Genomic DNA, 18,374 nt, shown 5'->3' with positions numbered 1-18,374 from the left:
AAGAGGGGGCAGGAGAAATTATCCTGTGCGACCCCCCTGATCACAGAAGTTTTTCCTGTCAGTCAGGGGGGAGGCCACCCTTCCGCCGTGTTCGTCAGCTCAGCGGCTTCACCAGGAGCTCGAACTCCAGGTCGTCGCGCTGAGGCAGCCCGAAGCGCTCGTCGCCGTACGGGAAGGGGGTCATCCGCCCGGTACGCCGGTAGCCGCGGCGCTCGTACCAGGCGATGAGCTCCTCCCGTACGGAGATCACCGTCATGTGCATCTCGCGGACGTCCCACAGCTCGCGCACCCGGCGCTCGGCCTCCGCGATGATCTGCTTGCCCAGACCCGCGCCCTGGAGTTCGGGGCGGACCGCGAACATCCCGAAGTAGGCGGCCTCGGCCTCGTCTCGGTGCTCCAGCTGGCAGCAGGCGACGATCTCGCCGTCGCGCTCGACGACCAGGAGCCGGCTGCCGGGCGTGGTGATGACGGCGGCCACGCCGTCGGGGTCGGTGCGCTGCCCCTGGAGGATGTCCGCCTCGGTGGTCCAGCCGCCCCGGCTGGCGTCGCCCCGGTAGGCCGACTCGACGAGCGGGACGAGGGCCGGGACGTCGTCCAGGACCGCCTCGCGGTAGCTGATCCGGCCGGTCTCGTGCGACGTGGCGGTGTCCATGTGAACGGGGCTCCCCTCGGGCGCTGACGATCGCCGTACGCGATCGTCCCGAGCCTAACGCCCGCACCTTTCACTCCCCTCGTACGCCTGTACGCGCCCGTGCGCCCGCGTGCGCCCGACCGGACGCGGGCATTCTCCGGGGAAGGGCGGCGTCGAGGGGGAGGTGTGCCGTGCACGGTCCGGCCCTGTCCGGGTGGTTGGCGGTCGTGCTCTGCGCGGTGACGGGCGTGTACTGCCTCCTGCGGATGCGCGCGTGCGCCGGGGAGGAGCGACGGGCCGCGGGCGGCGAGGCGGTGATGGGCTTCGGGATGGCGTCGATGGCGCTGCCCGCGGCGGTGCTCACGCCGCCGGAGTGGGGCTGGGCGGTGTACGCGGCGGTGTTCGGCGGCGCGGCGCTGCACGGCCTCACGGGGGTCCGGCGCGGCGGACACCACCTGCACCACGTCGTCGGCTCGCTCGCCATGGTCTACATGGCGGTCGCGATGGCGGCACCCGGCGCGGGGGCGCACGCGGGGCACACGGCGGGCACGCCGGGCGGCATACCCGTACTCACGGGCGGACTGCTCCTCTATTACATGGTGTACGTGCTGCACGCGGGCGCGAGACTCGTGCCGGTCGCGCTACCGGCGACGGGCGGCACGGGCCGGGGCCGACTGTCCACGACGACGGGGACGGCGACGGGCGCCACGGGACCGGTCCGGGGGCCGCGGCCGGTCTGGGCGACGCGGCCGGAGCTGGCGCTCGCCTGCCGGCTGTCGATGGCTCTCGCGATGCTGGCCATGCTGGTGACGTTGTGAGTTCCGCCCGGCGCCCGACCGGGCTGTGAGGGGCGGCCCGGCCCAACCAAACCGTGGCGTACGTCACTTGCCGTCCGGGGGCATACCCCCGACCAGTACCGCGCTCATAGGCTGGCGTCATGTGGGTCTCCCTCGCGCTGTTCGTGCTCGGCGTCCTGACCGCCCTCGCGGCCCCCCGGCTGCTGTCGCGGGCGGACTGGGTCGAGCGAGAACCCGTGGTGGCCCTCTGGGTGTGGCAGTGCGTGGTCGGCGCCGTGCTGTTGAGCTTCGCGCTCTCCATGACGTTCAGCGCGTCGACCGCCTGGCAGGCCGTCCGGGGGCAGATCTTCGCGCCCGCGCCACGCGCGGTGATCGACGCGTACGAGCTCGGCACGACCGGGCCCTGGTCCGCGGTCCTCGCGGTGGCCCTGGCGGCCGGCGGGGTGTGGTCCGGGGCGATGCTGGGTCGGGAGTTCAGCCAGGCCCGGTCGCGGCGCAGACAGCGCCGCTGCGACCTGCTCGTCCGCGCCCCCCTGCTCCCCGGGGAACAGCCGGGCGGCGAGCGCCTCGTGGTCCTGGAGGGCGAGCGGGCGAGCGCCTGGTGGCTGGCGGGTGGCACACCCCAGCTGGTCATCACCACGGCGGCGCTGCGGCGGTTGAAGGGACGTCAGCTGGACGCGGTCCTGGCGCACGAGCAGGGGCACGCGCGCGCCCGGCACGACTGGCTGCTGCACTCCTCGGCGGCGCTGGCCGCCGGATTCCCGGGGATCCCTGTCTTCGCGGCCTTCCGCGAGGAGATGCACCGGCTGGTGGAGCTGGCCGCCGACGACGTGGCCTCGCGCCGGTTCGGACGGCTGACGATCGCGCTCGCGCTGGTCGAACTGAACGAGGACCGGGGCGTGTTCGGGCCCGGCCAGGCGCCGTACGGCGATCTGCCGCGCCGGGTGAACCGGCTGCTGACCGCGGCCCCCCGGCTCACCGCCGGCCGCCGCCTTCGACTCACCGCGGCCGCTTCCCTGGTGCCGGTGGTCCCGGTGCTCGTGGCCTTCGTCCCGGCGCTCAGCGCGCTGGGACAGGGGTGACGGCCGGCCCACCGGTCCGAGCGGGCGCGACGGCGCGCGCGAGGAGGGGGAGAGATCGGCCGGAGCCGATCGTCGGGCAGGATCGAGGCATGCGTTCCTCCGCTGTGATCTCCGGAGTTCTGGCCGTCCTCCTGCTCGCCCTCGTGGCCGTGGGATGGGACCCCCTGCTCTCCTTCGACCGGTCCGTGACCGAGGCGCTCCACCGTGACGCGGTGTCCGACCCCGGGCTCACCCAGGCGAACCGTGTCCTCAGCGACTGGGTGTGGGACCCGTGGACGATGCGCGCGCTGACCGCCGCGACGGTGGTGCTGCTGTGGTGGGGACGAGAGCGTCGCCTCGCCCTGTGGGTGGCCGCGACGAGTCTGCTGGCCGTGGCGCTCCAGCAGGGCATCAAGACGCTGGTGGGGCGGGAGCGGCCGGAGTGGAGCGATCCGGTCGACTCGGCGCGGTTCGCCGCCTTCCCGTCCGGGCACGCCATGACGGCCATGGTCACCTGCGGGCTGCTGCTCTGGGTCCTCGCGCTGCGCTGGCGCGAGGAGTGGCGCGGCTGGGGCGCCCTGGCGGTCGCGGCGGCGGTCTCGGTGCTCGGGGTGGGGTGGACGCGGGTCTATCTGGGCGTGCACTGGCCCTCGGACGTCCTCGGGGGCTGGCTGCTCGGCTGGTGCTGTGTGGCCGCTGCGGTCCTGGCGTACCGCTGGAGCGAGCCGCGCGCCCCCGGGGCCGGCCTCGGAGACGGCGACAGCGCGGGGAGCAGAATGGGAGGAACAGGATGAGGCCGCCTGTTCTGGACGATCCCCCGTGTCGCCCAGAACAGACGGCATCCCCCGCGGTATGCCACACGGGCATGCCGACGGGATGCGCCGAGTATATTGGCTGGCAGCCAGTCAACGCAGGAGTCCAGCATGTCCCCGCGTAGCCCATCGGTCAATGAAGAGCTCCGGCGCAGGTCCCGGGAGCGCATTCTGCAGGCCACGGTGGAGCTGGTCGACACCCATGGCTACGAGGCGACGACGCTCGCGGACATCGCGGAGCGGGCTGGTTCGGCGCGGGGGCTGATCTCGTACTACTTCCCCGGCAAGCGGCAGCTTCTGCAGGCCGCGGTGCACCGGCTGATGCATCTCACGCTGGAAGAGGCGCTGGAGCGCGAGCCGCGCACGGAGGACGGGCGCGAGCGCATGGCGCGCGCGATCGACGCGATCCTGGGACTCGCCGCCGAGCGTCCCACCCTGATGCGGACCCATATGGCGGGCATTCTGCAGGCCGAGGGGTTCGTGCAGTGCGAGGAGCAGCAGCGCCTCGCGTTCCTGCTGCGGGACACGGTGACGCGGTACGGCTCCGAGGACGTGGACACCGACTATCCGCTGCTGCGCGCCCTGTTGATGGGCGCGGTGGTGGCGGTGCTGCTGCCGGGGGCGCAGATGCCGCTGACGCGGCTGCGGTCGGAGCTGTTCCACCGCTACGGCCTGGACTGGGAGGCGGGCGCGCCGCCGGGCGGGGGTCCGCCCGACGGCGCGCCGGTGGTCAGGCCGTCAGCCGGCTGTCATGATCCGACGGCCGGCGCTCACGACTCCGGTCAGTCGTCGAAGTCGAAGTAGTCCGGCTGGGTCTGGACGTTGAGCTCGTCCATCCGGATCCGCTTCGCGGGGTCGGTACGGCGGTCGGAGAGCTTCAGGACGTCGAAGCCCTTGGCGATGTCGTTCGAGTAGATGTAGCCGTTGTAGTAGTACGCGGACCACGAGCCACCGGTGGAGATGGTGGTGGCGGACAGCGGGCCGCGCTCGAAGTAGGCGATCTCCTTGGGGCTGCGGGAGTCGGTGAAGTCCCAGACGGAGACGCCGCCCTGGTACCAGGCCTGGACCATGAGGTCCTTGCCCTTGACCGGGATCAGCGAGCCGTTGTGGGCGACGCAGTTCTCGGTGGCGGCCTGGTGGCGCGGGATCTTGAAGTAGCTGCGGAAGACGAGCTTGCTCTTCTTGCCCTTGCCGACGATGTCGTAGATGCCGTTGGCGCCGCGGTTCGGGCCGACCTCGGCGTTGCAGGTGGCCGCGCCGCCGCCACCGAGCTCATCGGTGAAGACGACCTTGTTCGCCTTCAGGTTGAAGGTGGCGGAGTGCCAGAACGCGAAGTTGACGTTGTCCTGGACCTGGTCGATCACCCGCGGGTGCTCGGGGTCCTCGATGTCGAAGAGGATGCCGTCACCCATGCAGGCGCCGGCCGCGAGGTCCTTCTCCGGCAGCACGGTGATGTCGTGGCAGCCCGTGGTCTTGGAGACGCCCGGGTTGGTCGGGCCGCCCGGGTTGCCGCCGCCGTCCGGGCCCTCGCCCGGGAAGAGGACCGGGAAGCCGATGAGCGCGGCCTTCTCGGGTGCCTTGCGGGGCACCTTGATGACCGAGATGCCGTCGTGCGGGGGCTGGCAGTCCGGGAACGCGGCGTTGGGCGAGTACGAGGAGACGTAGACGTACACGTCCCGCTTCTTGGGAACCAGCGTGTGGGTGTGCGAACCGCACGCGGTCTCGACGGCGGCGACGTACTTCGGGTTCCGGACGTCGCTGATGTCGAAGATCTTCATGCCCTCCCAGGATTCCTTGACCGAGGCGGGCTGCGAGGTGCTGGCGCAGGAGTCGTCGCTCCGGGAGGAGTCCGTCGAGAGGAACAGCAGGTCCCCGGAGACGGAGATGTCGTTCTGGGAGCCCGGGCAGAGGACCTGGGCGACGGTCTTCGGGGACTTCGGGTCGCTGATGTCGAAGATCCGGAAGCCGTCGTAGTTGCCGGCGAAGGCGTACTTGCCCTGGAAGGCGAGGTCCGAGTTGGTGCCCTTGAGGGCGTCCTTGGGGATGTTGGCGAGGTGCTCGATGTTCGAGCTGTGGACGATCTCGTCCACGCCGGGTATCTCACCGCTCTGTATCGCGGAACGCGCCTCGGCCGCCTGCTCCGAGGAGACCTTGCCCTGAGCCGGAGCGTCGCCCGGGTCGGGCGTCGCGGTGGCGGGGCCCGCCATGAGCAGTGTGGCCATCAGTCCGGCCGCGGCGGATGCCACGCCCAGGCGTCTGAGCCTGGCACGCGGTTCGCGCGTGACTGACGTGGAACGCGGGGTACGCAACGAAGTCACTCCGTCCTCCCTGGTATCCGTTCAGCGTTGAACGGGTGTTGGACTCCGGCAGTATCTTCCTTGCCGTGCACATCTCAACAGATGGCAACACAGACGTAATGAAGGTTTTTGATCGGTAGCCCCGAGAAAAGTGCTAGGAACGGTCACTGTCCCCGCAAGAACATCTGGAGGTCGCGTTGTTGATCCGCCGCCAGCGTGCCGTCGTCGCCGTGGCCCTGTCCGCCGTCGCCGTACTCGCCCTGACCGCCTGTGAGTCGGGGCCCGACAAGGGAACGCCGGAGGCGAAGGGCTCGACCGGGACGGTGGTCGCGCCGGGCAAGCCCGGGGAACCGGCCAGGCGGATATCCCCCGAGGAGGCCGCCGAGCTGCTTCCGGACGAGAGCCCGAACGGCGCGGACTTCACCTACGCGCAGATGATGATCGTGCACCACCGGCAGGCCCTGACCATGACGGCGCTGGTCCCACAGCGGGCGGGTTCCCCCCAGGTCAAGAAGGTGGCCGAGCGGATCGCGGCGGCACAGCAGCCGGAGATCGGCGCGATGGAAGGTTGGCTGAAAAACAACGGTGGCCCGCGCGAACAGGCGGGCCACGACCATCACTCGATGCCGGGCATGGCGACCGCGGGACAGCTGGAGAACCTCAGGAACGCGAAGGGGAAGGCCTTCGACGAGCTCTTCCTGAAGCTGATGATCACGCACCACGAGGGGGCGGTGACGATGGCGGCCGAGGTGCTGAGCGAGGGCAACAACGTCCTCGTGGAGGAGATGGCGAACGACGTGATCGCCCAGCAGACGGCCGAGATCGGGAGGATGCGGAGGCTGTAGGGGGCACAGCGGGACGCCTGCCCCCGAGGGCCCCGCCGCGGCCCCCTCGCCGACGCCCCTCACCGGCGCCTAGGCCGTCGCGTCCTCGCGGTCGGCCTGGGCGCCGGCCGCCGACAGGACCGTGGCGAGCAGGCCCGGGAAGAGGGCTTCGAGGTCGTCCTCGCGCAGGGCGTTGAGCTTGGCCGTACCGCGGTACGTCTGCCGGATGACTCCACCCTCGCGCAGCACCCGGAAGTGGTGCGTCGTCGTGGACTTGGTGACCGGGAGGTCGAAGTACGAGCAGCTCAGTTCGGCGCGCTCGCGCGCCATGTCCCGCACGATCCGGAGCCGCACCGGGTCCGCGAGCGCGTGCAGCACCGCCTCCAGTCGGATCTGGTCGCGCGCGGGGTGTTCGAGTGCGCGAGGGCTGGCGGTGGTCGTCATGGCGGCGGCTCCACTTCATCCGGGACAGGAGCCATTGTACGAGAACCCTCGTAGTTTGACAGATGCCGTACTACGATGGTTACCGTACTAGCGTCCTTCGAGGCATCCCGAAACGGAGTCCGTCATGAGCGTCGCCCTGTTCGAGCCCTACACCCTGCGGTCGCTGACCGTCCCCAACCGGGTATGGATGGCCCCCATGTGCCAGTACTCGGCGGAGATGACCGGCCCGAACGCGGGTGTCGCCACGGACTGGCACTTCGCCCACTACGCCTCCCGGGCCACCGGCGGCACCGGGCTGATCCTGGTCGAGGCGACCGCCGTCGCCGCCGAGGGCCGGATCAGCCCGGCCGACCTCGGCCTCTGGAACGACACCCAGACCGAGGCCCTCCGCCGGATCGCCACCTTCCTCAAGGACCACGGCACCGTGCCCGGCATCCAGATCGGGCACGCCGGACGCAAGGCCTCGACCAAGCGCCCCTGGGAGGGCCGCGGGCCCGTCCCCGAGGGCGGTCCCGGCTGGCAGCCCGTCGCGCCGAGCCCCGTCGAGTTCGCCGAGGGCTACCCGGTGCCGACCGAGCTGACCGTCGACAGGATCCGGGAGATCACCGGGCAGTTCGCGGACGCGGCCCGCCGCGCGCTGGACGCCGGCTTCCAGGTCATCGAGGTGCACGGCGCCCACGGCTATCTGATCGGCGAGTTCCTCTCCCCGCACAGCAACCACCGCACCGACGCGTACGGCGGTTCCTTCGAGAACCGGACCCGGCTCGCCCTGGAGGTCGTCGACGCCGTGCGGTCCGTGTGGCCCGAGGAGCTGCCCGTCTTCTTCCGCATCTCGGCCACCGACTGGCTGGAGGAGCAGGGCTGGACGGTCGACGAGACCGTACGGTTCGCCGCGCTCCTCCGCGAGCACGGCGTCGACCTCCTCGACGTCTCCAGCGGCGGCAACGGCGGACCGGCCGAGATCCCGGTGGGCCCCGGCTACCAGGTGCCCTTCGCCGCCCGCGTCAAGGCCGAGACCGGGCTGCCGGTGGCCGCCGTCGGCCTGATCACCGAGAGCGACCAGGCCGAGAAGATCGTCGCCAACGGCGAGGCGGACGCGGTCCTCCTCGGCCGCGAGCTGCTGCGCGACGCCTCCTGGGCCCGCCGCGCCGCCCGCGACCTGGGCGCCTCGACGCACGCGGCGCCGCCGCAGTACGCCTGGGCGATCTGAGCAACCCGAAGGGTGACCGCCGGCCCCTGGACCGCCTTCGTACGGCAGGGGCGCGGGAGCCCCCGGGAGTGTCCGGCAGCCGTTGTCAGTGGCCGGGTGCAGACTGGCCCGTATCCGCGACAACGGCGTCCTGGAGGTGGCATCCATGCCCGACGTACTCCTCACCGTAGGCACCCGCAAGGGGCTCTTCATCGGCCGCAGGCACGACGGCCGATGGGAGTTCGACGATCCGGCCTTCCCCGCGCAGGCGGTCTACTCGGTCGCCATCGACACCCGATGGCCGACGCCGCGGCTGCTCGTGGGCGGGGACAGCGCCCACTGGGGGCCGTCCGTCTTCCACTCCGACGACCTCGGCAGGACCTGGACCGAACCGGCGCGGCCCGCCGTGAAGTTCCCCGAGGACACCGGCGCCTCCCTGGAGCGCGTCTGGCAGCTCCACCCGGCACCGGAGCACTCCCCCGGCGTCGTGTACGCGGGGACGGAGCCGGCCGCGCTGTTCCGGTCGGCGGACGGCGGCGAGTCCTTCGAGCTCGTCCGCCCGCTGTGGGAGCACCCGACCCGCTCCCAGTGGGTGCCGGGCGGCGGCGGGGAAGCCGTCCACACCGTGCTGACCGACCGGCGCGACCCGTCGGCCGTCACCGTCGCCGTTTCCACCGCCGGGGTGTTCCGCTCACGGGACGGCGGAGCCGCCTGGGAGCCCTCCAACAAGGGCGTGTCGGCGGTGTTCCTGCCGGACCCCCACCCGGTCTTCGGGCAGTGCGTCCACAAGATCGCCCAGGACGCGGGCGATCTCGACCGGCTCTACCTGCAGAACCACTGGGGCGTCTTCCGCAGCGACGACGCGGGCGCCAGCTGGACGGACATCGGCGCCGGACTGCCGTCCGACTTCGGCTTCGCAGTCGCCGCGCACCCGCACCGCCCGGACACCGCCTATGTCTTCCCCATCACCGCGGACTCCGACCGGGTCCCGGCCGGCCGCCGGTGCCGGGTCTACCGCACGACCGACGCCGGAGCCACCTGGGAACCGCTGAGCCGCGGCCTGCCCGAGGGCGACCACTACGGCACGGTGCTCCGGGACGCGCTGTGCACGGACGACGCGGACCCGGCGGGCGTGTACTTCGGCAACCGCAACGGCGAGGTGTACGCGAGCGCCGACGACGGCGACAGCTGGCAACTCCTCGCCGAACACCTGCCGGACGTGCTCTGCGTGCGGGCGGCCGCGATCTGAGCCGGGGCGATCCGGCGCTTCCGTGGCCTCCTCCGCGCGAAGGAGGCCGACGGTCCGGTCAGGGCAGGCGCCAGTCCACCGGCTGGGCGCCCTGCTCCAGGAGGAGTTGGTTGGCACGGCTGAAGGGACGGGAGCCGAAGAAGCCGCGGTCCGCCGACATCGGGGACGGGTGCGCGGACTCGACCGCGGGCAGATTGCCGAGGAGCGGGCGGGCGTTGCGCGCATCGCGGCCCCACAGGATCGACACCAGGGGCTTGCCCCGGGCGGCCAGCGCGCGGATCGCCTGCTCGGTCACCTCCTCCCAGCCCTTGCCGCGGTGGGCGGCGGGCTTGCGCGGGGCCGTGGTCAGCGCCCTGTTGAGGAGGAGGACGCCCTGACGGGTCCAGGGGGTCAGATCGCCGTTCGACGGCCGGGGCATCCCGAGGTCGGTGTGCAGCTCCCGGAAGATGTTCTCCAGGCTGCCCGGCAGCTGACGGACCTCGGGCGCGACCGCGAAGCTCAGCCCGATCGCCATTCCCGGTGTCGGATAGGGGTCCTGACCCACGATCAGCACCCGCACGTCGTCGAAGGGCTGCTGGAACGCCCGCAGTACGTGCTGTCCGGCCGGCAGATAGGTGCGGCCCGCGGCGATCTCCGCCCGCAGGAAGTCACCCATCTCCGCCACGCGGCCTGCCACGGGGCTCAGAGCCTCCGCCCAGCCGGGCTCCACCAGTTCCTTCAAAGGTCGCGCTGTCACGGTCCGTCACTCTACCGGCCTACAGTGACACCCCGGTTCGAGCGCCTTCACCGGCCACCCCCTAGACTCCGCCCACTCCCCCGCCCCACTCGTCGCGAGGACGGTGCACCGTGACCCCAGTCGGCTCCGTGACTTCCGTGAACGATCCGGGCGCCTCTCTGGTCGTCGGTGTCGACTCCGGGGGGTCGGGGCTCCGGATCGCGCTGGCCGAGGCGGCGAGCGGCGCCGTGCTCGACACCCGCTCCTCGCACGAACCGGTGCGCACCGGCCCCGGCGGCATCTCCGCACGGCACTTCCTGGACCAGGTCCTGCCGGCCGTGCGCGCCCTGGCGGAGCCTCACGGCGCCCGGCCGGTCGTCGCCGTGGCCGTGGGCGCGGCCGGGATGGCGACCCTCGGGGACGAACTGCGAGCCGAGCTGCCGGGCGCCTTCGCCGACGCGTGGGGCGTACGGCGGCTCGCGCTGGCGGCCGACGCCGTCACCGCGTACGCCGGTGCGCTCGGGCAGCGGCCGGGAGCCGTCGTCGCGGGCGGTACGGGCATGATCGCGCTCGGCACGGACCTGACGTCCTGGCGGCGGGCCGACGGCTGGGGGCACCTCCTCGGCGACTGCGGCAGCGGCGCCTGGATCGGCCGGGCCGGCCTGGAGGCGGCCATGCGCGCGTACGACGGGCGGAGCGGCGGTTCGACGGCGCTGCTGGCCCGGGCGGAGAAGCTGTTCGGTCCGGCGGCGGGCCTGCCGGGCGCGCTCTACCCCCGTACCGACCGGCCCGCGGTGCTCGCCTCCTTCGCCCCCGAGGTGGGACGGTGCGCCGCCGAGGACCCGGTGGCTGCGGACATCCTGACGCGGGCGGCCCGGCACATCGCCGAGGCCGCCGAGGCGGCGTGCCCGGCCGGGCCGGGGGCGCTGGTGGCGCTGACGGGCGGACTGTTCAAGATGGGCGACCCCCTGCTCGTACCGCTGCGCGCGGAGTTGGAGGAGCACCTCCCGCAGGCCCGGACCGTAGCCCCCGCCGGGGATCCCCTGGCCGGGGCCGTGGCGCTCTCGGCGGCGCTCGCCACCGGCACGCTGCGACTGCCGGAGGACCCCGCACTGCTGCGCCTGTCCGGCGAGGGCGCCGCCGAACGCTGACATCCGCCCAGGTGGGAGCCGGTGCGTCGTCCCCTGACGACGGCGGAGACCGCATTCCGGACGGGCCACGGGGGGACATAGAGGGGCAGAAGGCGCATGATCGTACCTCAGCCGACGCCGCCCCGGGCGAAACCAGTAGCATGCGGCGCCATGAGCTCCCCCACTGGGCCTGCTTCCGGCCTGCCTGTACGAATGCCTCGACCCCGTCAGTCCGGGCGGCACCGTCGCCCCGAACCCGCGGCGGCGCCCGAGGGCGCTCCCGCACTGGTTCTCGCTGTGCCCGGCGCGCCGTCCGCCGCCATACGCTCGCTGGCCGAAGAGGTCGTGAGCATCGCCCGCTCCGAGCTGCCCGGCCTCGACGCCCTGATCGGCTTCGTCGAGGGCGACGACAGCGAGTACCCCTCGCTCGCGACCGTGCTGACGGTCGCCGCCACGCTGCGCACCGAGCGGTACGAGCTGGCCCTGGCCGCCGGCCGCGAGGTCAGCGCTCCCACGGGCCCGGCCTCGGTCGTCGTACCGCTGCTCGCGGGTCCGGACAGCGCGCAGACGCGTCACATCCGGCAGGCCGTGATGGACGCCGGCAACACCGCCGAGCTCACCGACGTCCTCGGCCCGCACCCGCTGCTCGCCGAGGCGCTGCACGTGCGTCTCTCCGAGGCGGGTCTGGCCCGCGCCGACCGTGCCCGGCTCTTCACGGTCGCGACGGCCGCCGACGGCATCATCCTCGCCACGGTCGGCGGCGAGGAGGCCGTGCAGGCCGCGGGAATCACCGGCATGCTGCTGGCCGCGCGCCTCGCCGTGCCGGTGATCGCCGCCGCGCTCGACCAGGAGGGTTCGATCGCCTCCGTCGCCGAGCAGCTGCGCGGTTCCGGTTCGGAGCAGCTCGCGCTGGCGCCGTACCTGATCGGCCCGGAGCTGGCCGACGGCCTGCTCGACGAGGCCTCGAAGGAGGCCGGCTGCGCCTCCGCCGAGCCGCTGGGGGCCTACCCGGCGATCGGCAAGCTCGTGCTCTCGCAGTACACGGCCGCCCTCGGCATCCCGCCGCAGCAGCCGCAGGGCGCGCCCTCGCTCTGAGGCCCGCCACCCCGCCCGTACGTCGAAGGGCCCGCACCGGAAGTCCGGTGCGGGCCCTTCGGCGTGTCGACGTACGGCCAAGGCGCCCCCGAGGGGGCCCGGCCTCAGCCGAAGACGACGCAGGAGGCGGCAGGGGCCTCGATGGAGCCCACGCGCGCGGGGATGCCGGTCTCGGGGTCGAGGCCGAACCAGGTGACGTCGCCGGAGCGCTCGTTGGCGGCGTACAGGTACCGCCCGGACGGGCCGAGGGTCAGGTCGCGGGGCCAGGTGCCGCCGCAGGGCACGGTGGCGACCAGGGCGGCCTTGGCCCCGTCGGGGTCGAGGGCGAGCACGGCGAGGGTGTCGTCCCCGCGCACGGCGACCCAGAGGAAGCGCCCGTCAGGGGCGACGACGACTTCGGAGGGGTAGCTGGGGCCGGGAGTGCCCTCGGGGACGACGGGGGTCTCGCCGAGCGGTTCGAGGACTCCGGCGGCGGCGTCCCAGCGGCAGACGGTGAGGGTGGGCTCCAGCTCGTTCAGGACGTACGCGTGCGTGCCGGCCGGGTGGAAGGCGAGATGGCGCGGTCCGGTGCCGGGGCGCAGCGCGGTCTCGCCGTGGAGGGTGAGGGCGCCGGTGGCGGGGTCCAGGGCGCAGATCCGTACGGAGTCGGTGCCGAGGTCCACGCTGACGATCCAGCGGCCGCTGGGGTCGGGAAGCACCTGGTGGGCGTGCGGGCCGGCCTGGCGGGAGGCGACGGGGCCGCTGCCCTCGTGCCGCAGGACGGTCGCGGCGGGGCGGGCGGTGCCGTCCTCGGCCAGGGGCAGGGCGGTGACGCTGCCGGAGGTGTAGTTGGCGGTGACGAGGTGCCCGGCGGCGAGGGCCAGGTGGGTGGGTGACGCGCCACGGACGGGGACGGGCGCGCCGAGGAGCCGGGGTACGGGCCCGCTGACGTCGAAGGCGGCGACGGCCCCCGCCTCGGTCTCGGACACGGCGTGGAGCACGGGGCCCGCGAGGGCGAGGAAGGAGGGGTCGGCGAGGGCGTCGCTGCCGCCGGTGACGGTCAGCGCGCCCGTCTGCGCGTCCACCTCGGCGGCGAGGACGCCGCGCCCGCCCGCCGAGGTGAAGGAGCCGATGTACGCCCGTACCGCGCTCCGGTCCCGAACCGTCCCTGTGTCGCCCACGGCGCCTCCCCTGTCCCCGCGGCGGATCGCGGTCGACCGGCCTGCGTCCGGCCGACGGTAGCAGGCGGTCTAGACCAAAGGGGGGTGGACCGCCCATCCACGCGGAGGGCTCCGTCAGGAGCGGACCATCCAAGCTCCGGGAGGAGTCCGCAGCGGAGCGTCCAGCTCCGTGAGGACGCGAGCGAGTCCCCTCGCGTGAAGGAGCGCCGGCGCGCCGATGTGCGTGTCTCCCTCGGTCCTGGGGTGGGCGTCCGGCTCCACCGCAGCCCCTCCACCAGCCCCTCCACCCGAGGTCAGTGCGTCCACGGATGCCTCGACCCGCCAACAGGCCGCGGCCAGACGAGCGTCATGGCCGGCATCCGGGTCGGCGGCCACATCCACAAGCCCGCGCACCTCTCGGGCCGCTTCGTCGAGCAGCACCAGGACTCGGCGTGCTCGCTCCTTCCGCGCCTTGAACGGATTCAACGGATGCACGAGCGGAGCGAGAGCGAGTCGCACACGCCCGAGCAGCGCCTCCAGTTCTGCGGCGTGGGGCGTGGGGTCGGCCGCCGCGTCGCCGGCGAGACGCCGGACGGACGCCGACGTGGCCGCCTGCACGCACAGGAGCGCGCGCTGGATCCACGTGTCGTTGGTCGTGTGGGTCCGCACGGGGAGGATCAGGGTGACGGCAAGAGCCGCGCACACAGCTCCGACGGCGGTCTCCGTCACGCGCAGGAGGAGCAGCGCCCCGTCCAGCACCCCCAGCAGCCCGTAGAGGAGGCTGGCCATCACGGTGACGGCGAGGATCATCCAGCTGTACGAGACGGCGGCGGTGTAGAAGATCCCGAAGACGCACGCGGCGACCAGCAGGGCGGTGACGAGGGGCGCGCCGCCCAGCGGGATGGCGATGAGGAACCCGCCGGCGATGCCGGTGACGGTGCCGAGGACGCGGCGGAAGCCCCGTACGAGCGTCTCGCCGCGCGAGGCGGTGTTGACGAAGATCCACCAGACGGTGCCGACGGCCCAGTACCAGCGCTCCTCGGACAGGAACTGTCCGAGGACGAGGGCCGCTCCCGAGGCCACGCAGACCTGGATCGCCTGGCGCGTGGTCGACCGGGCGAGTCCCGTGCCGGGCAACGCCGCGGGCACGGCCGGCGGCGGAACCCGGCGCTCGATCGGCCACAGCACGAAGCGCACGGTCGCGGCAGCACCCAGGGCGAGGCCGGTGGCGGCGTACAGCTCGGGGAGCTGGGCGGGGAGGGCGTGCAGGAACTGGGTGACGAAGAACTGCATGAAGGCGAAGATCCCGAGCGCGTGGCCGCGCGGGCCCCAGCGGCGGGCGTACACGCCGGCGAAGGCGACGAGCAGCCAGGTCGCGTCGCGGAGCTGTGGCGCGTCGTGCAGCAGGGTCGCGACGGCGAGTACGGGGAAGCCGACCGCGGGCAGCAGTGCGGTGGTGACGGCCTGCCGGCGCACCGTGGGGTCGCCGACCGTGAAGAGCGCGAGCAGCGCGGCGAGGCCGGCGGTGATCGAGGCGACGAGGGACAGGCCGCACAGCTCGGCCAGGGCGACCGCGAGCGCGACGCCGAGGACGGCACGCAGCGAGACCCTGAGCCGGACCCGCCCCGGATCCGGAGCCATGAAGTACTTCCGCACGGCGGCCAAGCCCGCCCCCCTTGATCTGATCCTCACCGCGCGCGAGGCTCCCCTGGGGTGGTGGGGGCTCGGACACGACGAAAGCACCGCGGGCCGGTCCGGCCTCGTCGCCGGACGGCGCTGCGCGGCGCCGAAGGTGTGTGATGGCTACAAGGATAGACCGAAGGGGGTACGTCGGCTCAACCGATGGACGATGTGGTGGGCCATTGGCCCACCCACCTGACCGACCCTCCGGCCAGGGTCGGCCAATGGCTCACACCCGGCCCGCCGGGGTCGCGGCACTCCGCTCGTATGCGGGTGGTGTGGAAACGGGTTCTGCCGCATGATCACGCCATGACGAGTCCTGCCACCTTCCGGGACGAGACCAACTGGTCCGGGGGCTACTACGAGCTGGCGATGGAGGTCGGGTCGACTGATGATGCCCGGCTTCAAGCCGTCCTGAGCGCCCTGTGGGCCGCCGCAGACGTGCACGGGTGCTTCGGGCGGGCAGACCGCGAACCTGAGGACCAGGATCCTGTGCCTTGCACGGTTGCCTCACTGACCGAGTTCGGCCACCTCCGCGGTCAGGTCCGCCTGCCGACGGGCCAACTGGTCGTGTGTGGTTCTGTGGCGATCCGCGGGGGTGACGAAAGCAGCGACTGGCTGGACTTTTACGTTCCCACCGGTGCACTGGAGCAGGCGGGCCTCGCCTACCAGGACGGAAGGCCGTTCTTCGGATCCGATGTGATGGACGAATGGCTGGCCGCCATCGGGACCAAGACCTTCGAGAGCGCCTCCTTCAGCCTGGGGATCATCGGCTTCGAGGTTTCCGGCTGCACCGACGCCTCGACGCCGGCGGGGGACCTGCCGCGGACGCGGGACATGGGGTACCTGCTTCCGCAAGGCGGCGTCCTGCGCCATGGCGCCGCGAACACCTGAGACGTCCTCTCATGTGCCTTCGCCCCCACCGTGGCAGGCGGACGACTCGCGCAGCTGTCAGTGCCGTCGAGGGGGGTCTCCGACGGCACGCGCCACGAACACCCGGGCACGGCCCCCGGCAGGTCCTCTGTGGCTCTGTGCCCGGGTGGGCCACACTGGCGGCGTGCGAATCGTGATGATGACGGCCGGGTCGCGGGGCGACGTCGCGCCGTACACGGGTCTGGGCGCCGGTCTCGTACGGGCTGGGCATGAGGTGACGTTGGCGGCGCACGCGGTGTTCGAGCCGTTGGTGGCCGGTTCGGGGGTGCGCTTCCATCCGCTGCCGGTGGATCCCCGTGCCGAGCTGCACTCCGAGCGGGGCCGACGGCTGCATGACGCGAAGACCGGTGCGGGAAAGCTCGTACGGCTGGTGTCCATGGCCCGGGAGGCGGCCGACGAGCTGACGGCGGCCCTGGTGGACGTGTCGAGGGAGGCCGACGTCCTGCTGGTGGGCGGGGCGCTGGGGCCGCTCGGGTACGCCATCGCCGACGGCCTGTCACTGCCCGCCCTGGGACTGCATCTCCAACCGCTGCATCCCACCGGGGAGTTCCCCGCACCGATGCTGGGGACGCGGCCGCTGGGCACGGTGGGGAACCGGCTGAGCGGACGGGCCGTCACCACCTCGGTGGAGCTGGTGTTCGCCGGCTCCGTCCGGTCGCTGCGGCGGCACGGGCTGACGACGGTGGGCCGATCCCGGGGCCGCCGGGCGCGGCCGGTGCTCCACGGCTACAGCGAGCTCATCGTCCCGCGCCCCCGGGACTGGCCCGCCGAACTGGAGGTGGCCGGGTACTGGTGGCCGCACGAGACCGGTCAACTCCCGCGGGAGCTGGAGGACTTCCTCGCCGCCGGGCCCCGCCCGGTCTTCGTCGGCCTGGGCAGCGCCACCGTCCCCGACCCCGAGCGGGTGAGCCGCGAGATCGTCGCCGCACTGCGCGCCGTGGGCGTGCGGGGCGTCATCCAGCGGGGCTGGGCCGGGCTGGACGCCGAGAGCGAGGACATCCTGACGGTCGACGAGGTGCCGCACTCGCTGCTGTTTCCTCGGACGGCCGCCGTCGTGCACCACGCGGGAGCGGGTACGACCGGTGCCGTCCTGCGGGCCGGGGTGCCCACCGTCCCGGTGCCGGTCCAGTTCGACGCCGCCTTCTGGGCGTCCCGGCTGACCGCGCTGGGTACCGCCCCCGGGGTGGTGCCACTGCGCCGCTTCACCTCCGCCGCCCTGGCCGCCGCCCTGCGCCGGGCGGTGTCGGACGACTCCCACCGTGCGCGTGCCCGCGCGCTGGCCGACCGGCTGGCCGCAGAGGACGGCATCGCGCCGGTACTCGCCGCGCTCGACCGGCTGACACTCTGACCGAGCGGAAACCACGGGACGGCTGTCGGTAGGTGGTGCGAGACTCGGCCCCATGAAGCCCAACGATCCCAAAGAAGACCTGCATCGCTACCTCAAAGCGGCCCGCGAAGCCATCCTCTGGAAGCTGGACGGATTGTCCGAGTACGACGTCCGCCGCCCCCTGACGCGGACCGGCACCAACCTCCTCGGCCTCGTCAAGCACCTCGCCAGCGTCGAACTCGCGTACTTCGGGCCGACCTTCGGCCGTCCGCACGACGAGGCCCTCCCCTGGCACGAGGAGGGCTCCGAGCCCAACGCGGACATGTGGGCGCCGGCCCACGAGTCGCGCACGGACATCATCGGCCTCTACCACCGCGCCTGGGCGCACGCGGACGCGACGATCGAGGCGCTGCCGCTCGATGCGATGGGCCGCGTCGCGTGGTGGCGCGACAACAGCGACGTGACACTTCAGCGGATCATGCTGCACATGACCGCCGAGACGAACCGTCACGCCGGCCACGCCGACATCGTGCGCGAGCTGATCGACGGCAAGGCCGGCATGCGGGAGGCCAGCAGCAACATGGACGGTGGCGACGAGGCCTGGTACCAGGAGTACTGGAACAGGCTGGAGGCGTCCGCCAAGGAGGCCGAGACCAAGCCGAGCTGAGCGGTTCGTCACCTCTCCCGGTACTTCTCGTCCGCCACGAGCACCGATGTGAGGTGGACTGGCAGGCCGTCCTCGTCCCGCGGTACCTCCTGGGAGGTGTCCCGGGTGAAGGCCAGGGTGAAATCGGGGAGGTTGGGGGCTCGCGGGTCGTCGTTGTCGACGTGCCAGCCCTTGTGGGCGGCATGGGCAAGGATCTCGTCGGCGGGGGTGCGGAAGACGTCGAGGCCGTCCAGCAGGGCCTGGACGTCGGGGTCCTCGTCCTCGTCCGGCCCCCAGACGGTGACGGCGGTGACCTTGTGGTCGCGTTCGAGGGCCACCTGGATCCCGATGCCGTCGTACTCGATGGACACCAGGTCGAAATCGCGTACGGTCGCGATCATTCTG

General features: G+C 72.7%; 19 protein-coding genes. 12 read left to right on the top strand and 7 right to left on the bottom strand.

Annotation, left to right across the window (positions count from 1 at the left end; translation table 11 throughout):
- Window positions 1-94: 94 nt before the first annotated feature.
- Entirely contained in the window at window positions 95-652 is a 558-nt protein-coding gene (locus N5875_RS33730) for a GNAT family N-acetyltransferase (protein WP_318206466.1), read from the bottom strand.
- A gap of 170 nt (window positions 653-822) precedes the next feature.
- On the opposite strand from N5875_RS33730, the gene N5875_RS33725 reads away from it, so the two are divergent.
- From N5875_RS33725 to N5875_RS33710, 4 genes are all read left to right on the top strand, one after another.
- A complete protein-coding gene (locus N5875_RS33725) occupies window positions 823-1,449 on the top strand; it encodes a DUF5134 domain-containing protein (protein ID WP_318206467.1) in 627 nt (208 codons plus the stop codon).
- Between the two features lie 119 nt (window positions 1,450-1,568).
- The gene (locus tag N5875_RS33720; RefSeq protein ID WP_318206468.1) at window positions 1,569-2,510 is read left to right on the top strand and encodes a M56 family metallopeptidase; all 942 of its coding nucleotides are present in this window, start codon (window positions 1,569-1,571) and stop codon (window positions 2,508-2,510) included.
- A gap of 89 nt (window positions 2,511-2,599) precedes the next feature.
- Complete coding sequence (locus N5875_RS33715; RefSeq protein WP_318206469.1) at window positions 2,600-3,283, top strand: phosphatase PAP2 family protein; 684 nt, start codon at window positions 2,600-2,602, stop codon at window positions 3,281-3,283.
- A 129-nt stretch (window positions 3,284-3,412) separates the two neighbouring features.
- The gene (locus N5875_RS33710; RefSeq protein WP_318206470.1) at window positions 3,413-4,105 is read left to right on the top strand and encodes a helix-turn-helix domain-containing protein; all 693 of its coding nucleotides are present in this window, start codon (window positions 3,413-3,415) and stop codon (window positions 4,103-4,105) included.
- On the opposite strand, the gene N5875_RS33705 is transcribed toward N5875_RS33710, so the two are convergent.
- Entirely contained in the window at window positions 4,084-5,619 is a 1,536-nt protein-coding gene (locus N5875_RS33705) for a hypothetical protein (RefSeq protein WP_318206471.1), read from the bottom strand. The two genes, N5875_RS33710 and N5875_RS33705, sit on opposite strands and share 22 nt — an antisense overlap.
- Before the next feature lie 176 nt (window positions 5,620-5,795).
- On the opposite strand from N5875_RS33705, the gene N5875_RS33700 reads away from it, so the two are divergent.
- A complete protein-coding gene (locus N5875_RS33700; RefSeq protein ID WP_338498007.1) occupies window positions 5,796-6,443 on the top strand; it encodes a DUF305 domain-containing protein in 648 nt (215 codons plus the stop codon).
- Window positions 6,444-6,512: 69 nt separating this feature from the next.
- On the opposite strand, the gene N5875_RS33695 is transcribed toward N5875_RS33700, so the two are convergent.
- The gene (locus N5875_RS33695) at window positions 6,513-6,866 is read right to left on the bottom strand and encodes a helix-turn-helix domain-containing protein (protein WP_318206473.1); all 354 of its coding nucleotides are present in this window, start codon (window positions 6,864-6,866) and stop codon (window positions 6,513-6,515) included.
- A gap of 124 nt (window positions 6,867-6,990) precedes the next feature.
- On the opposite strand from N5875_RS33695, the gene N5875_RS33690 reads away from it, so the two are divergent.
- Together N5875_RS33690 and N5875_RS33685 are read left to right on the top strand one after the other, a co-directional pair.
- On the top strand, window positions 6,991-8,076 hold the full coding sequence (locus tag N5875_RS33690) for an NADH:flavin oxidoreductase/NADH oxidase (RefSeq protein ID WP_318206474.1): 1,086 nt from the start codon (window positions 6,991-6,993) through the stop codon (window positions 8,074-8,076).
- A gap of 145 nt (window positions 8,077-8,221) precedes the next feature.
- Window positions 8,222-9,304 (top strand): exo-alpha-sialidase, encoded by a 1,083-nt coding sequence (locus N5875_RS33685; protein WP_338498005.1) that lies wholly within the window; start codon window positions 8,222-8,224, stop codon window positions 9,302-9,304.
- A gap of 58 nt (window positions 9,305-9,362) precedes the next feature.
- Here the strand turns inward: N5875_RS33685 and N5875_RS33680 are convergent, their stop codons facing one another.
- Complete coding sequence (locus N5875_RS33680) at window positions 9,363-10,040, bottom strand: uracil-DNA glycosylase (RefSeq protein WP_318206476.1); 678 nt, start codon at window positions 10,038-10,040, stop codon at window positions 9,363-9,365.
- A 128-nt stretch (window positions 10,041-10,168) separates the two neighbouring features.
- Between N5875_RS33680 and N5875_RS33675 the strand changes: the two genes are divergently transcribed.
- Both N5875_RS33675 and N5875_RS33670 read left to right on the top strand, forming a co-directional pair.
- Window positions 10,169-11,170 (top strand): BadF/BadG/BcrA/BcrD ATPase family protein, encoded by a 1,002-nt coding sequence (locus tag N5875_RS33675; RefSeq protein WP_338498003.1) that lies wholly within the window; start codon window positions 10,169-10,171, stop codon window positions 11,168-11,170.
- Window positions 11,171-11,320: 150 nt separating this feature from the next.
- On the top strand, window positions 11,321-12,244 hold the full coding sequence (locus N5875_RS33670) for a hypothetical protein (protein WP_318206478.1): 924 nt from the start codon (window positions 11,321-11,323) through the stop codon (window positions 12,242-12,244).
- A 104-nt stretch (window positions 12,245-12,348) separates the two neighbouring features.
- On the opposite strand, the gene N5875_RS33665 is transcribed toward N5875_RS33670, so the two are convergent.
- Together N5875_RS33665 and N5875_RS33660 are read right to left on the bottom strand one after the other, a co-directional pair.
- Window positions 12,349-13,404, bottom strand: coding sequence for a lactonase family protein (locus tag N5875_RS33665; protein WP_338498000.1), 1,056 nt, complete (start codon window positions 13,402-13,404; stop codon window positions 12,349-12,351).
- Between the two features lie 114 nt (window positions 13,405-13,518).
- Entirely contained in the window at window positions 13,519-15,024 is a 1,506-nt protein-coding gene (locus N5875_RS33660; RefSeq protein WP_338499340.1) for an FUSC family protein, read from the bottom strand.
- A gap of 348 nt (window positions 15,025-15,372) precedes the next feature.
- On the opposite strand from N5875_RS33660, the gene N5875_RS33655 reads away from it, so the two are divergent.
- The 3 genes from N5875_RS33655 to N5875_RS33645 all read left to right on the top strand — a co-directional run bounded on the left by N5875_RS33655 (window position 15,373) and on the right by N5875_RS33645 (window position 17,990).
- Window positions 15,373-15,957 (top strand): hypothetical protein, encoded by a 585-nt coding sequence (locus tag N5875_RS33655; protein ID WP_318206480.1) that lies wholly within the window; start codon window positions 15,373-15,375, stop codon window positions 15,955-15,957.
- 178 nt (window positions 15,958-16,135) lie between these two features.
- On the top strand, window positions 16,136-17,344 hold the full coding sequence (locus N5875_RS33650) for a glycosyltransferase (RefSeq protein ID WP_338499339.1): 1,209 nt from the start codon (window positions 16,136-16,138) through the stop codon (window positions 17,342-17,344).
- Window positions 17,345-17,396: 52 nt separating this feature from the next.
- Window positions 17,397-17,990, top strand: a complete 594-nt coding sequence (locus tag N5875_RS33645; RefSeq protein WP_318206482.1) for a DinB family protein — start codon at window positions 17,397-17,399, stop codon at window positions 17,988-17,990.
- An 8-nt stretch (window positions 17,991-17,998) separates the two neighbouring features.
- Here N5875_RS33645 and N5875_RS33640 read toward each other — a convergent pair whose 3' ends face one another.
- On the bottom strand, window positions 17,999-18,370 hold the full coding sequence (locus N5875_RS33640) for a hypothetical protein (RefSeq protein ID WP_338497998.1): 372 nt from the start codon (window positions 18,368-18,370) through the stop codon (window positions 17,999-18,001).
- Between the last annotated feature and the right edge of the window lie 4 nt (window positions 18,371-18,374).

The sequence above is a fragment of the Streptomyces sp. SJL17-4 genome (assembly GCF_036826855.1).
Lineage (GTDB): Bacteria > Actinomycetota > Actinomycetes > Streptomycetales > Streptomycetaceae > Streptomyces.
The sequence above is the reverse complement of the archived record's forward strand: the minus strand, read 5'-3'. Positions and strand labels throughout refer to the sequence as shown.

Coding starts and splice junctions, on each gene's coding strand:
- N5875_RS33690 (WP_318206474.1), top strand. CDS start 6,991: ATGAGCGTCGCCCTGTTCGAGCCCTACACCCTGCGGTCGCTGACCGTC.
- N5875_RS33715 (WP_318206469.1), top strand. CDS start 2,600: ATGCGTTCCTCCGCTGTGATCTCCGGAGTTCTGGCCGTCCTCCTGCTC.
- N5875_RS33650 (WP_338499339.1), top strand. CDS start 16,136: ATGACGGCCGGGTCGCGGGGCGACGTCGCGCCGTACACGGGTCTGGGC.
- N5875_RS33730 (WP_318206466.1), bottom strand. CDS start 652: ATGGACACCGCCACGTCGCACGAGACCGGCCGGATCAGCTACCGCGAG.
- N5875_RS33685 (WP_338498005.1), top strand. CDS start 8,222: ATGCCCGACGTACTCCTCACCGTAGGCACCCGCAAGGGGCTCTTCATC.
- N5875_RS33710 (WP_318206470.1), top strand. CDS start 3,413: ATGTCCCCGCGTAGCCCATCGGTCAATGAAGAGCTCCGGCGCAGGTCC.
- N5875_RS33655 (WP_318206480.1), top strand. CDS start 15,373: ATGACGAGTCCTGCCACCTTCCGGGACGAGACCAACTGGTCCGGGGGC.
- N5875_RS33640 (WP_338497998.1), bottom strand. CDS start 18,370: ATGATCGCGACCGTACGCGATTTCGACCTGGTGTCCATCGAGTACGAC.
- N5875_RS33695 (WP_318206473.1), bottom strand. CDS start 6,866: ATGACGACCACCGCCAGCCCTCGCGCACTCGAACACCCCGCGCGCGAC.
- N5875_RS33670 (WP_318206478.1), top strand. CDS start 11,321: ATGAGCTCCCCCACTGGGCCTGCTTCCGGCCTGCCTGTACGAATGCCT.
- N5875_RS33720 (WP_318206468.1), top strand. CDS start 1,569: ATGTGGGTCTCCCTCGCGCTGTTCGTGCTCGGCGTCCTGACCGCCCTC.
- N5875_RS33645 (WP_318206482.1), top strand. CDS start 17,397: ATGAAGCCCAACGATCCCAAAGAAGACCTGCATCGCTACCTCAAAGCG.
- N5875_RS33660 (WP_338499340.1), bottom strand. CDS start 15,024: ATGGCTCCGGATCCGGGGCGGGTCCGGCTCAGGGTCTCGCTGCGTGCC.